This window comes from uncultured Tateyamaria sp., from assembly GCF_947504105.1.
Classification (GTDB): Bacteria; Pseudomonadota; Alphaproteobacteria; order Rhodobacterales; family Rhodobacteraceae; genus Tateyamaria.
This window is the reverse complement of sequence record NZ_CANNGP010000125.1, coordinates 1-1,820: the sequence shown is the minus strand read 5'-3', so window position 1 is coordinate 1,820 and position 1,820 is coordinate 1. Positions and strand designations below refer to the sequence as shown.

The following is a 1,820-nucleotide window of genomic DNA, read 5'->3' as shown; positions in this document are numbered from 1 at the left end:
TTTCTTCATTCTGGATCGTCACTTTCATCATGCGATCCACCTTAACGACCGGTCCGAAATTCCGCGACCACCTCTCTTTTTCATTGCGTCATATGTTCGGGATGGCTCCGGCGCGCCCTATGAAGGTGTTAACGTAAACCATCGTGGTGGGCAGCCGGGCTTTGTTTCAGTCGACAGTCCCACGCAGATCACAATTCCCGACTACGAGGGCAACAACCTGTTCAACACGTTCGGCAATCTGCTGCTGAACCCTGAAGCGGGCGTTCTGTTCGTGGATTTCGAAACGGGAGATCAAGTGCATCTGCACGGGCGTGCCGCACTGATCGAAGATGCGTCCGCCATCGCAGGACATCCTGGTGCACTACGTCTTCTGCAGGTGCAGATCACGCATGTGCAACGGACTGTCGGTGCAACCTCGCTGCGCTGGCGCTTCGTCGAGCCCTCGCCTGTCAATCCTGACCTCAGCTGAGAACCAAAGGATAAAGCCCGTGGGTATGAAAATTCTCGCATACGGCGCCAACGGCGCGCAAATGGCTGCAGGCACCCAAGCGTTGGTTGCGGCCGGGCACACTGTCCGCACCTTCACCCGATCCCGGACAGGTGCGGACTCCTGGGCTGTCGATGCGCTTGTTGGCGATATGGGCGATATGCAAGCAGTCCGCCATGCCACCGAGGGCCAGGACGCGCTTTTCCTTCATGTCCCCTTGATCCCGAACCCGCACCTGTCTTCCCGCAGAGCTTTGAAGTGGTTGTATCCGGTGTCCTGGAAGAAGGGGGATACAACGGCGTCAATGGTGGGGCCAGCGGGTGTAAGGAACTGAGACATCGGTACGAGTCCCCCTCCATGGGCGGAGCAGCTTTGGCAATGGGGGCCAGGGCGTCCGAGATTGTCCTGAGGACAGCCAACAGCATCTGGCGATCATTGCGGGCCTGCCCCAGCCGGGCCAGCAGATCGCGGTACTGCCCACCTTCAACCGTGTTGTACAGCGCCGGAATGGGTGGGATTTCTGGGTTGAGGCCTGCCATATCAAACAGCGCGCGCGCCACCTCCAGCAGCTGCACGGAAAGCGCCTCTGGCATGATTGGCGGCCATGCGGCCAACAGGTAGGCGTCCAGTTCGTCATCGGACAGAACAACCCGTCCCGCCTGCGCATGCCGATAAAGCTGCATGGTTTCTTCGTACGCCAGGCGCTCCAGCCGGGTTGGGCTTTCATACCACAAGCGGACAGCGACATAGACGGCAATACCAAGCAGGAAGAGAGGCGTGATGATGGCAGCTGCAATCAGCAAGCCAAACACAATCACAGCCGTCCCGACCAGGCCAAACGCCAGCTCTGTTGCGTCACGGCCCATCAGAGCTCAACCACAAAATCATCACCCAATTCCGCATTGTCACTGATCCAGAGTTTCAGCTGGGCCAGGGTCTCCAGCAGGGCATCCTGATATCGTTTGGCGGCAGACGGATCAGCCCGCAGAAACCGGTCAGTTTTGCCATTGAGGATATCCTGGACTTTAAGTTCAAACGGCTCGTCGTGATCATCGACTTTCGCGGTGGCAGGTCGGCGCGTCATAAGTTTGGTTTTGGTGAGATTGCGCTGCCGAATGATTTGGGTTTCTTCATGAGAGAAGAGTACCGTCACGGCCACTTCAATGGAGGTTTTCTTGAAGAGCAAGCCAACCTGTTTGGTGGTGTGGTTTATCTTGATACGCATCGAGGTTGGCTCGGAGATTTTGATCTGTCCGCATAGAGGTGGTCGCGGAATTTCGGACCGGTCGTTAAGGTGGATCGCATGATGAAAGTGACGATCCAGAATGAAGAA

Annotated in this window: 3 protein-coding genes; 1 reads left to right on the top strand and 2 read right to left on the bottom strand. The window is 57.1% G+C overall.

The features are described from left to right. A partial coding sequence (locus Q1A75_RS23810) for a pyridoxamine 5'-phosphate oxidase family protein (protein WP_299593532.1) occupies positions 1-469 on the top strand: 469 nt, incomplete at its 5' end. A 113-nt stretch (positions 470-582) separates the two neighbouring features. On the opposite strand, the gene Q1A75_RS23805 is transcribed toward Q1A75_RS23810, so the two are convergent. Continuing rightward, positions 583-1,353 (bottom strand): hypothetical protein, encoded by a 771-nt coding sequence (locus tag Q1A75_RS23805; RefSeq protein WP_299593529.1) that lies wholly within the window; start codon positions 1,351-1,353, stop codon positions 583-585. Further along, positions 1,353-1,820, bottom strand: a 468-nt coding sequence (locus tag Q1A75_RS23800; RefSeq protein ID WP_299593527.1) for a hypothetical protein, incomplete at its 5' end; no start/stop codon positions are given. The genes Q1A75_RS23800 and Q1A75_RS23805, both read right to left, overlap by 1 nt.